Annotated in this window: 9 protein-coding genes; 6 read left to right on the top strand and 3 right to left on the bottom strand. The window is 68.5% G+C overall.

Translation table 11 applies throughout. The annotated features are described in order from the left end of the window. Positions 1-17: 17 nt before the first annotated feature. On the bottom strand, positions 18-2,408 hold the full coding sequence (locus QN345_RS11300) for a DNA topoisomerase IV subunit A (protein ID WP_323508662.1): 2,391 nt from the start codon (positions 2,406-2,408) through the stop codon (positions 18-20). 107 nt (positions 2,409-2,515) lie between these two features. Here QN345_RS11300 and QN345_RS11295 point away from each other — a divergent pair, with 107 nt between their 5' ends. From QN345_RS11295 to QN345_RS11275, 5 genes are read left to right on the top strand one after another with little or no spacing between them, the layout of a single operon-like run. Then, complete coding sequence (locus QN345_RS11295) at positions 2,516-3,151, top strand: alkaline phosphatase family protein (protein WP_323508661.1); 636 nt, start codon at positions 2,516-2,518, stop codon at positions 3,149-3,151. After that, positions 3,093-3,953, top strand: a complete 861-nt coding sequence (locus QN345_RS11290) for a vWA domain-containing protein (RefSeq protein WP_323508660.1) — start codon at positions 3,093-3,095, stop codon at positions 3,951-3,953. Before QN345_RS11295 ends, QN345_RS11290 begins: the two co-directional genes overlap by 59 nt. Continuing rightward, complete coding sequence (locus QN345_RS11285) at positions 3,943-4,713, top strand: SRPBCC family protein (protein ID WP_322135881.1); 771 nt, start codon at positions 3,943-3,945, stop codon at positions 4,711-4,713. The genes QN345_RS11290 and QN345_RS11285 overlap by 11 nt, the downstream gene beginning before the upstream one ends. A gap of 9 nt (positions 4,714-4,722) precedes the next feature. Beyond that, on the top strand, positions 4,723-5,898 hold the full coding sequence (locus QN345_RS11280) for an XdhC/CoxI family protein (RefSeq protein ID WP_322135882.1): 1,176 nt from the start codon (positions 4,723-4,725) through the stop codon (positions 5,896-5,898). Positions 5,899-5,900: 2 nt separating this feature from the next. After that, positions 5,901-7,898, top strand: a complete 1,998-nt coding sequence (locus tag QN345_RS11275; RefSeq protein WP_322135883.1) for an amino acid transporter — start codon at positions 5,901-5,903, stop codon at positions 7,896-7,898. 15 nt (positions 7,899-7,913) lie between these two features. On the opposite strand, the gene QN345_RS11270 is transcribed toward QN345_RS11275, so the two are convergent. Further along, a complete protein-coding gene (locus tag QN345_RS11270) occupies positions 7,914-8,210 on the bottom strand; it encodes a putative quinol monooxygenase (RefSeq protein ID WP_134446454.1) in 297 nt (98 codons plus the stop codon). A gap of 95 nt (positions 8,211-8,305) precedes the next feature. Further along, positions 8,306-9,703, bottom strand: coding sequence for a glutamate decarboxylase (locus QN345_RS11265; RefSeq protein WP_416173114.1), 1,398 nt, complete (start codon positions 9,701-9,703; stop codon positions 8,306-8,308). A gap of 145 nt (positions 9,704-9,848) precedes the next feature. Here QN345_RS11265 and QN345_RS11260 point away from each other — a divergent pair. Further along, positions 9,849-10,161: PadR family transcriptional regulator (locus tag QN345_RS11260; protein ID WP_323508659.1), on the top strand; the 313-nt coding region annotated here is incomplete at its 3' end.

The following is a 10,161-nucleotide window of genomic DNA, read 5'->3' as shown; positions in this document are numbered from 1 at the left end:
CCTATGGCGACCCCTGATCATGAACTTCCAGCGCTTCTATAGCCTCGGCGACGAGTTGCAACCTTCGCGGGGAATTCGGTGAACTCGGAGACCTTGGCACTGCCGGGGTCCGTTCCGGCGAGGGTGTGGCTGGACGCTGCGACGGTGGCGACGACGGCCGTCTCCGCGTCGTCGGCCGCGAGACTCGTGAAGAACACGGCCCGGGCATCCGCTGCGAGTTTGATCCCGGCCATTCCGCCGGCAAGGCGGCCCTGGGGCCGCACCGATGCGGCCGGGAACCTCAAGAGCTGGGCGTCGGACGTGACGAAGACGAGCTCGTCGTCCTCCGTGCCCTGCTCGGCCCCGATGACGGAGTCCTTCGGCTTGAGCTGGATGATCTCGAAGTCAGGCCGGTTCGCCCAGTCGCCCGCGACGACGCGCTTGACGGTGCCGAAGGCGGTTCCGAGCGCGATGGAGCGGTCGGACTCGAGGGAAACGAGCGCGAGCACGGTCTCGGACCTGTCGGTCAGGCCCAGGTAGTCGGCCACGCGCACGCCGGCGCCGAGCTGGATGGATGTGGGCGGCATCACGGGCAGGTCGACCGGGGTGAACCGGATCAGCCTGCCGCGGCTCGTGACGGCGCCGACCTCTGCACGGCTCGTCGTGTCCAGGGTGGAGAGCACGGCGTCGTGCTTGCTGCGCCGCTGGGTGGGTACGGTCCTGGTCCGGGGCGCGGATGCCGCGTCACCGGTCTCCGTCGCGGCGTCTCCAGCCGGGAGGGCATCGGGATCGAAGGGGTCGTCAGCAGTGGGCTCGATGGCGGCGAGGTCGACCCTGGCGATGCGACCGGTGGCACTCAGGTAGACCCTGGTCGGCGTGTCGGTGAGTTCGAGCACCGGGGCGTTGCGTTTGGCGACGGCGCCGGCGATGCTCGGCTTGGCCTCGGTGAGGAGGGTGCGGCGCGGGGTGCCGAACTTCTCCGCCACGGCGGCGAGCTCGTCGGAGACGAGGGTGCGGATGGCCTGCTTGCTCCCGAGCAGTTCTTCGAGGAGGGCGATCTCGGCGAGGAGCTGGTCGCGTTCGGCCTCGAGTTCGATCTGGGAGAAGCGGGTGAGGCGGCGCAGACGGAGTTCGAGGATGTACTCGGCCTGGATCTGGCTCAGCTCGAAGACGTCGATCAGGCGCGTGCGGGCCTGCTCGGTGTCGTCGCTCGTGCGGATCACCTGGATGACCTCGTCGATGTCGACGATGGCGATGAGGAGGCCCTCGACGAGGTGCAGGCGTTCCGTGCGCCTGGCCAGGCGGTAGGCGCTGCGCCGGGTGACGACCTCGATCCGGTGGCCGACGTAGACGGACAGGAGCTCGCGCAGGCCGAGGGTCTGCGGTCCGCCGTCCACGAGGGCGACCGCGTTGATGTTGAAGGAATCCTCGAGGGGGGTGTAACGGTAGAGCTGTTCGAGAACGGCGAGGGGGCTGAAGCCGGTCTTGATGCCGATCACGAGCCGCAAGCCGTGGGTGCGGTCGGTGAGGTCTGTGACGTCGGAGATGCCGCTGAGCTTCTTGGAGGTGACGCCGTCCTTGATTTTCTCGATGACCCGCTCCGGGCCGACGAGATAGGGGAGCTCCGTCACGACGAGGCCCGATTTCCGGGCCGTGATGGCCTCGACGGAGACCTTGGCGCGGGTCTTGAAACTGCCGCGGCCCGTGAGGTAGGCATCCTTGATCCCCGAGAGACCGACGATCGTCCCCCCGGTCGGCAGGTCGGGTCCCGGCACGTATTCCATCAGCTCGTCGAGCGTCGCGTCGGGGTGCGCGAGCAGGTGCCGCGCCGCGCCGACGACCTCGATGAGGTTGTGCGGCGCCATGTTCGTCGCCATGCCGACGGCGATGCCCGCGGCCCCGTTGACGAGCAGGTTCGGGTACGCGGCAGGGAGCACATCCGGCTGGGTCAGCTGGTTGTCGTAGTTCGGGACGAAGTCAACGACGTCCTCGTCGAGGTTTTCCGTCATGGCGAGGGCGGGGGCTGCGAGGCGCGCCTCGGTGTACCGCGGCGCGGCGGGGCCGTCGTCGAGGGACCCGAAGTTGCCGTGGCCGTCGATGAGGGGAACGCGGAGGGTGAAGGCCTGGGCCATCCGCACGAGCGCGTCGTAGATCGCGGTGTCACCGTGCGGGTGCAGCTTCCCCATGACTTCGCCGACGACGCGCGCCGACTTCACGTGGCCCTTGTCCGGACGCAGGCCCATCTCGGCCATCTGGTAGAGGATCCGGCGCTGCACGGGCTTGAGCCCGTCCCTCGCGTCGGGGAGGGCGCGGGAATAGATCACCGAGTACGCGTACTCCAGGAACGATCCCTGCATCTCCGTCGAGACATCGACGTCCTCGATGCGTTCGGTGAATGCTGCGGGCGGGGTAGCGGGTGTGCGACTCATTCGTGAATTCTGCTTGGGGTGCTCCGGTGGCAGGACCAGCGGCACGATCGGGTGGGCGCGCAGGCTGCGCGCCAGTGCAGGGCCGTGTCCATGACAGACTTGACCCAATGCCCCCCATGCTACCGGCCCGCCAATTCAGTGCGCTGCGCCTTGCCGACGTCCTGTCAAGTTGCCACGCTGCGGTCCTCGGCCGGGAGAATGCGCTTGCCCTCGCCGCTGTCGACAAGGCCGTCGTCGTGCTCGTCGACGGCCTCGGCGTCAGCTCGCTGCGGGCACGGGCAGGCCACGCCCGGTACCTCATGTCGAAACTGACCAGGGCCGGGGTCGTCGATACGGTCTTCCCCGCCACGACCGCCGCAGCGATCACGAGCCTGACCACCGGGGTCGAACCCGGTCGGCACGGGCTCGTCGGCTACCGGGCCCTCGACGCCGCCAACGACAGGGTCGTCAACCAGCTGAGTGGCTGGGACGAACGGATGCCGCCGGAAACGTGGCAGCGGACCCGTACCGTCTTCGAACGCGCCGCCGGCCATCGGCTCGGAGGCCAGGACCCGCCCGGCGCCACACGACGACCTCGCCGCAAGACGGCAGGAACCGCGCGAAGGACCAGAGACCCGGGCTCCGACGCCTGCTCCCGCAGCAGGGCCCTCAGATCCGGGCGCCGTCGAACGCGAGACGATCCTGATGCTCGCCTCGCTCGAACGCCGCCTGCACGAGACCTCGTTTTCGCTCCTGAGCGCTGAGGAGACAGAGCAGGTTCGGAACCTCGTGCGCCGGATCTCGCTCTCGACCCCGCTTCGGCGCAGCAGGCGGGTTCGGCCGACCCGAGCGGACGGTGCCCGGCTCGACCTGAGGCGCACCGTCCGGGCCGCACACCGCACCGGCGAGGAGCCGATCCTTCTGGTCTCCTCCCGCCGCAGGGAACAACCGCGCAGGCTCGTCCTGCTCTGCGACGTGTCGGCGTCGATGGAACCGTACACCCGGGTGTTCCTCACCCTGCTCCAGGGCGCCGTTGCGGGCGCGCACGCGGAGGCCTTCGTCTTCTCGACCGGGCTGACCCGGCTGACCCGCCAACTCGCCGTCCGGGATGCGGACGCCGCGCTCGCGAACGCCGCGGCGAGCTCCTCGGACTGGGCCGGCGGCACCCGGCTCGGCGACAGCATCCGCCGGTTCATCGACGACCACGGTCGGCGCGGACTGGCCAGGGGCGCTGTGATCGTGGTGCTCTCCGACGGTTGGGCCCTCGACGACCCCGCTTTCGTTGCCGACCAGATGGCCCGTCTGCGCCGCCTCGCGTACCGGATCGTCTGGGTCAACCCGCGTACGGTCGCTCCCGGATTCCAGCCGCTCGTCGGAGGGATGAACGCCGCCCTGCCCTACATCGACGCCATCGTGAGCGGCCACAGTTACGCGGCGCTCGGCGAACTCGCCGACCTGATCCGCGCAGAACGGCTCGACCCCCGCACCCGTCCCTGCACCGCATCCAGCACCGATCCCCGTACTCGACCCCACCCGACGACCAGAGGACATGACCATGCAGCTTGACAGCACCTTTTCCGTCACCGCGCCGATCGAGGAGGTCTGGGCGACCCTGATGGACTTCGAACGTGTCGCCGGTTGCGTACCGGGAGCGCAGATCCTGAACCGTCTCTCCGACGACGCCTATCAGGTCGGCATGAAGGTGAAGCTCGGACCTGTGGCAATGCAGTACAAAGGAATGATGAACGTGATCGAGCGGGATGCAGATGCCCACCGGGCGGTCTTCGAGGGGCGCGCCCAGGAGGCGCGCGGCCAGGGCACCGCGCAGGGCACGGCGACGCTTGTCCTCACCGAGGCGGACGGGACGACCCACGGCACCGTGAACGCCGACGTCGACCTTTCCGGGAAGGTCGCCGTGATGGGCAAGAGCATCATCGGCAGTGTCACCGACCAGATGATGGCGCTCTTCGCCGAGAACCTCCAGGCGATGCTGAGCGAGGCGCCCGCGCCGGCGGACACCGTGCCTGCGAACGCAGTGCCTGCGAACACCGTGCCCGTGGACGCCGAGCCGGGCGCGACGGCACCGATCGGCATCGTGCACCCGGCGGACGTTCCCGCCCGGCCGGTTCCCAGGACTCCGCCGCCTCCGGCCGCCGGATCGAGCCTCGACGCCTTCAGCTTCGCCAGGGCGATGATCATGGAGCGCCTCAGCAACCCGGCCACACTCCTCGGCCTGCTCGCCGTCGTCGGCTTCGTCGGCTACCGGCTCGGCCGGCACGGTGCAGCCCGCTCGGCCGCAGACATCCGCCAGGGGCGCCGACCGTGAGACTCCGCAATGCGTGACGTCATCGAAGAACTGGTTCCCGCCTGGGAACGCGGGCGGACGGCGGCGCTCGCCACGGTCGTACGCACGTTCCACTCCGCGCCCCGGCCCGCAGGAGCATCGATGCTCGTCACGAGCGACGGCGCCGTCGTCGGCTCGGTATCGGGAGGCTGCGTCGAGGGCGCCGTCTACGAACTCGCGCAGGAGGTGATCCGCACCGGACGGCCGGCCCTCGCGCGCTACGGCATCAGCGACGACGACGCCTTCGCGGTCGGCCTGACCTGCGGCGGCATCCTCGACGTCTTCGTCGAACCGGTCTCCCGCGAGACCTTCGCGGAGCTCGACACAGTCCTGCGCGACCTTGCGACGTCCGTTCCGGTCGGTATCGTGACCGTCATCGAGCACCCCGACCCCCGCATCCTCGGCCGTCACCTCATCGTGCGCGGCGACGGGGTGACCGGAGACCTCGGTTCCGAACGGCTCACCCACGTCGTGGGCGACGATGCCCGCGGCCTCCTGGCGGCGGGACGCACCTCGACGATCGGCTACGGGCCGGACGGAGAACGCGATGGCGCTGAACTACGCGTCTTCGTCACGAGCTTCGCCCCGCGGCCACGGATGCTCGTGTTCGGCGCTGTCGACTTCGCCGCGGCCCTGACCCGGCTGGCCGACTTCCTCGGGTACCGGGTCACCGTGTGCGATGCCCGCGCCGTGTTCGCGACTCCTGCACGGTTCCCCGGAGCCGACGAGGTCGTCGTGGCCTGGCCGCACAGCTACTTCGCCGAGCAGAGTGCTGCCGGCCTCCTCGACGCGCGCACCGTCGTCTGCGTACTCACCCACGATCCGAAGTTCGACGTCCCTCTCCTCGAGCTGGCCCTCGCCGACGACAACCTCGCCTATGTCGGCGCCATGGGTTCCCTGCGCACCCACGACGACCGCCTGGACCGGCTGCGCGCGGCAGCCGTGCCCGAGGTCGCACTGGCGCGGCTGCACAGCCCGATCGGCCTCGATCTCGGCGCCCGCACGCCGGAGGAGACCGCGGTCTCGATCATGGCCGAGGTCATCTCCGGAATGTGGGGTGGCACCGGTGAACCGCTCGGCGACCGCCGGACACCGATCCACCACGACCTGGCCGCCCACGACATCGTCGACGTGCGCGACGAGGATGACGCCCGAAAGCTCGTGTGACCATGGACCAGACTCCGGGCCGTGCCGTTCGTCCCGAGATCCCCGCGAGCGTTCCGAGTCCGATCCGCACGAAGGCAGCATACGGGCCCCTGGGCCGGTGGCTCCTGGCCAACCGGGTGCAACCGGTGGGCCTCGAGAGCGCAGAGGGGACGGCATCCACCCACCCCTGGTGGCAGGTGATGTGCCTCACCGGCGTCGACTACTTCTCGACCCTCTCCTACCTGCCCGGTATCGCGGCCCTCGCCGCCGGCGCGCTCTCACCCGTTGCGACCCTGCTCATCGTCGCGCTCACCCTCCTCGGCATGCTGCCGATGTATCGCCGCGTCGCGAAGGAGAGCCCGCACGGGCAAGGGTCCGTCGCGATGCTCGAGCGGCTGCTGCCGTTCTGGCGCGGCAAGGTGTTCGTGCTCATCCTGCTCGGCTTCGTCGCGACCAGCTGGATCATCACGATCACGCTGTCCTCGGCGGATGCGACGGTGCACATCCTTGAGAACCCGTTTGCGCCGAGCTTCCTCGCGGGCCAGGCCGTGCCGATCACGGTCGTGCTGCTGCTCATCCTCGGCGGAGTCTTCCTGCTCGGTTTCAGCGAGGCCGTCTCCGTCGCCATTCCCCTCGTCGCGGTGTATCTGCTGCTCAATGGAGTCGTGATCGGCGTCGGACTCCACGACGCCTTCACCGAACCCGGGGTGATCGCGAACTGGACGGACGCACTCACCGCACGGGGAAGCGGTTTCGGCGATATCCTCGGGCCCGCCGTGATCGCGTTCCCGCTCCTCGTCCTCGGTCTCTCGGGTTTCGAGACCGGGGTCAGCATGATGCCGCTCGTCGCCGCGGACGGCAGGAGCCCCGAGGAACGACTCGCCTCGCGGATCCGCAACACCCGCAGGCTCCTCACGACCGCGGCCCTCATCATGAGCGTCTACCTGCTCTCGAGCAGCTTCGTGACGACCGTGCTCATCCCACCGGCCGAGTTCGAGGCGGGCGGCGCGGCGAGCGGGCGCGCGCTCGCCTTCCTCGCCCACGAGCGCGTCGGCGAGGTCTTCGGGACCGTCTATGACGTGAGCAGTATCCTGATCCTCTGGTTCGCGGGTGCGTCCGCGATGGCCGGACTGATCAATATCGTGCCGCGGTATCTGCCGTCGTACGGGATGGCGCCGGACTGGAGCCGCGCCATCCGCCCGGTCGTACTCGTGTACACCGGGGTGAGTGTGCTGATCACGATCGGTTTCCGGGCGGATGTGAACGCGCAGGCCGGCGCGTACGCGACCGGGATCCTCGCCATGATGGTGTCCGGCGCCGTCGCCGTGACCATCTCTGCCGTCCGCCGCAGGCAACGCCGCGCGAGCATCGGCTTCAGTGTCCTGTCGCTCGCGCTCCTCTACGCCCTCGGCGCGAACATCGTCGAGAAACCGGACGGGATCACGATTTCAGTGTTCTTCATCGCGGCGATCATCGCCGTGTCCCTGATCTCACGCGTGACACGGACGACCGAGCTCCGGGTGGACAGCGTCGAATTCGACGGGATGGCCCGGCAGTTCGTCGCCGATTCCCTCGTCTATGACGGCGCCCTGAACATCATCGCGAACAAGCCCCAGAGCGGCGACCGCGCCGAGTACGCGGCGAAGGAGGCCGACCAGCGTGGGATGAATCCGGTTCCCGGAACCGCGGACGTGCTCTTCCTCGAGATCGAGGTCATCGACCCCTCCGGCTTCAGCAAGATCGTGCACGTCCGGGGAGTTGAGATCGAAGGCTACCGGGTGCTGCGCGCGCAGAGCCCGGCGGCGCCGAACGCCATCGCTGCGATCCTGCTCGCCCTGCGGGATGCCTCCGGGGTACGCCCGCACGTCTACTTCGAATGGTCGGAGGGGAACCCGCTCTTCCATCTGATGCGCTACCTCCTGCTCGGCCAGGGCGACACCGCCCCCGTCGTGCGGGAGATCATGCGCGAGGTCGAACCCGACCCGCTCCGCCGTCCGGGCACCCACGTCGGCGGCGGCTGAGGGGTTCGCCGTCGACTAGGTGGCGGCGAGGATGTCGATCAGGCTGATGTCGGGGTCCCTCACGAGCAGGGTCGGACCATGTTCGGCGAGCGCTGCCGGGATGGCCCCCGTGAGGTGTGCCTGGCGATCCTCCTCGGTGTCGAAGGTATCGAAGATGCCGAACGTATCGTCATTGACCCGGAAGGCGTACCAGGTCCGGGTGCCCGGCTCGGCGGCCGCCAGTGCCTGTGCACCGGCGAGGAAATCCGCGACGGCCTGTTCCTGCCCGGCCCGGGCCTCAACGACAGCCAGCACACCGTATTTGAGCGTCATCGCATTCTCCTCTGTACGTCGGCCCGCCTGGGCGGCGGTCCCGTCGTGAGCATAGGAAGAGACGCCCGAACCGGCAAGGGGGCACCCGTCAGGAGTCAGTGTGTGAAGCCCGGATGCTGCCCCTCGACGGGCATCGGACCTTCGAGCCGGTCGAGATACGCCGTCTCCTCCTCGATCACTGTGAGCAGGCGCGCAGCGAGGTCCATGCTGAGCCCATTCCGTACGACGATCCGCTGGACGGTCATCTCGGACAGGTTGTCGGGCATCCAGTACGCGGGAACGAGCCAGCCGTGGGAGCGCAGCCGGTCCGACAGGTGGAAGAGGTTCCAGTTCCGGGTGTGGCCGGGGGTGAGGCGCCAGGCGAAGACCGGGATGTCCGACCCGTCATTCCACAGTGTGAAGGCACCGATCTTCTCGATGCCGCGCGCGAGGTACCGCGCAACGTCCTGGGCGGACTGCTGCACGGCACGGTAGCCGTCGAATCCGAGCCGAAGGAAGAGGTAGTACTGCAGGAGCACCTGCGCGCCGGGACGCGAGAAGTTGAGCGCGAACGTGGGCATGCTCCCGCCGAGGTAGCTGACATGGAAGACCAGGTCCTCTGGCAGTGAATCCTTCGACCGCCAGACGATCCAGCCCAGTCCCGGGTAGACAAGGCCGTACTTGTGCGCGGAGGTGTTGATCGAGTGCACCCGTACCAATCGGAAGTCCCACTCGAGCTCCGGCTGCAGGAAGGGTGCGATCATCCCGCCGGAGGCCGCGTCAACATGGATGGGAACGGACACTCCGGTTCGCGCCTCGATCTCGTCGAGGGCGGCGCTGATCGCCGCGACCGGCTCATAGACCCCGGTGTACGTCACACCCATGATCGCCACGACGCCGATGGTATTTTCGTCGACGTAGCTCGCCAGGTCGTGCCCGTCCAGGCTCGGATGCTCTTCGCTGATGGGCACGAATCGAGGCTCGACGTCCCAGTAGTTGCAGAATTTCTCCCAGCACACCTGTGCCGCGGAACTCATCACGAGGTTCGGCTGCGCGGTCGGCTTCCCGGCCGCTCGCCTGGCCTGCTGCCAGCGGCGTTTCAGGGCGAGTCCGCCGAGCATGCAGGCCTCCGAGGAGCCGATCGTCGACGTGCCGATGGTCTCCATCGGCTCGGGCGCGTGCCAGAGGCCGGCGATCATCCGCCAGCAATACTCCTCGATCGCGGCGGTCTGCGGATATTCGTCCTTGTCGACGATGTTCTTGTCGAAGGACTCCGCGTAGAGCCGCCCGGCGTGCTCGTCCATCCAGGTTCCGACGAACGTGGCGAGGTTCAGCCGGGCGTTTCCATCGAGCATGATCTCGTCGTGGATGATCTGGTATGCCGTCTCCGGTTCCATCGGGCCCGCGCCGAGGACGTACCGCGGCGCAACGCTGTCCTCCCCCGGGCGAGAGAAGAGTGGGTTGATCTCGAAGAACTCCGGATTGAACTCTGGGTCGGCCTGCATGTGGTCCATGCTGCCGCACTCACCGCGCATCACGCTCGACCTCCCGGCTGCGTATTCACTGAGAGTCATTGCTCAGGACTATTCACCGATATATCTTTAAGCCATCGCCGATCCTCTCGACCGTCGACCACCCGCTTCCCGATTGGACACCACCATGCACAACGATTTTCGCGAACCCCATACCCACGACTCCGGCGACCGGCACGAGCGCCGCGGCTTCGGCCGGGGCGCCGGGCCCGGTTTCGGAGCCGGTTTCGGCCCGGGTTTCGGCCCGGGCTTCGGCGGCTTCGGCCCGCGCGGCTTCATGCCGCCGGGTGCCCAGCGCAAGCTCAAGGGGGATGTCCGCCTCGCCATCCTCTCGCTGCTCTCCGAAGCGCCCTTCAACGGCTACGGACTGATCAAGGAGATCACCGAGCGCTCGGGAGGCACATGGCGCCCGAGCCCCGGATCGGTGTACCCGACGCTGC

The sequence above is a fragment of the Cryobacterium sp. 10I1 genome, assembly GCF_035019805.1.
GTDB lineage: Bacteria > Actinomycetota > Actinomycetes > Actinomycetales > Microbacteriaceae > Cryobacterium > Cryobacterium glucosi.
Note: the sequence above shows the minus strand (reverse complement) of the source record. Positions and strands in the feature narration are given on the sequence as shown.

Coding starts and splice junctions, on each gene's coding strand:
- QN345_RS11300 (WP_323508662.1), bottom strand. CDS start 2,408: ATGAGTCGCACACCCGCTACCCCGCCCGCAGCATTCACCGAACGCATC.
- QN345_RS11295 (WP_323508661.1), top strand. CDS start 2,516: ATGCCCCCCATGCTACCGGCCCGCCAATTCAGTGCGCTGCGCCTTGCC.
- QN345_RS11290 (WP_323508660.1), top strand. CDS start 3,093: ATGCTCGCCTCGCTCGAACGCCGCCTGCACGAGACCTCGTTTTCGCTC.
- QN345_RS11285 (WP_322135881.1), top strand. CDS start 3,943: ATGCAGCTTGACAGCACCTTTTCCGTCACCGCGCCGATCGAGGAGGTC.
- QN345_RS11280 (WP_322135882.1), top strand. CDS start 4,723: ATGCGTGACGTCATCGAAGAACTGGTTCCCGCCTGGGAACGCGGGCGG.
- QN345_RS11275 (WP_322135883.1), top strand. CDS start 5,901: ATGGACCAGACTCCGGGCCGTGCCGTTCGTCCCGAGATCCCCGCGAGC.
- QN345_RS11270 (WP_134446454.1), bottom strand. CDS start 8,210: ATGACGCTCAAATACGGTGTGCTGGCTGTCGTTGAGGCCCGGGCCGGG.
- QN345_RS11265 (WP_416173114.1), bottom strand. CDS start 9,703: ATGGACCACATGCAGGCCGACCCAGAGTTCAATCCGGAGTTCTTCGAG.